Consider the following 471-nt stretch of genomic DNA (forward strand, 5'->3'; position numbering starts at 1 on the left):
TTAAGCTGGCGTTAGGCATAAGTTCACAATTTCCGATGGAAGGTAGAGGTTACACATGAGCAACCACTCTGTTGATGAAATTTTAAAAAATGTCCCAGGTGATGGTAGCCCAGACTGGGAGCATACATTTTATGGACGCCTATCTGAGTATGGTGAGTGGGACGTTCAAAAATTTTGGACTCTTCATAGAGCACTTATAGAAGTAGGAGTACTTGTTAAAGAAAGCACCAGTGTAGATAGAAATCTAGTATATGCACTGCTTTATATTCAGAATGGAGTCTTGGTTCATGTCAGTTCCCACTTTGATTCTCGTGTCAGTTGGAAAGTGGAGTCAATTGATGATGAAGAGTTACAGGAGTATGCCGAAAGGTTTCAGTTAGCTATACTTGGTGCGATTTCGGGAGATATTATTCCTGAATCGTCTTTTGAGCTGGTGAACCCGCTACTTAAGTAATGCCTAACAAAAGCTTC

1 protein-coding gene is annotated in these 471 nt (G+C 40.8%); it reads left to right on the top strand.

The window, feature by feature from the left end:
• Positions 1-55: 55 nt before the first annotated feature.
• Entirely contained in the window at positions 56-454 is a 399-nt protein-coding gene (locus VPNCDNU1_RS28535) for an Imm41 family immunity protein (protein ID WP_104403509.1), read from the top strand.
• Positions 455-471 lie beyond the last annotated feature (17 nt).

The sequence above is a fragment of the Vibrio penaeicida genome, assembly GCF_002933855.1.
GTDB classification, from domain to species: Bacteria; Pseudomonadota; Gammaproteobacteria; order Enterobacterales; family Vibrionaceae; genus Vibrio; species Vibrio penaeicida_A.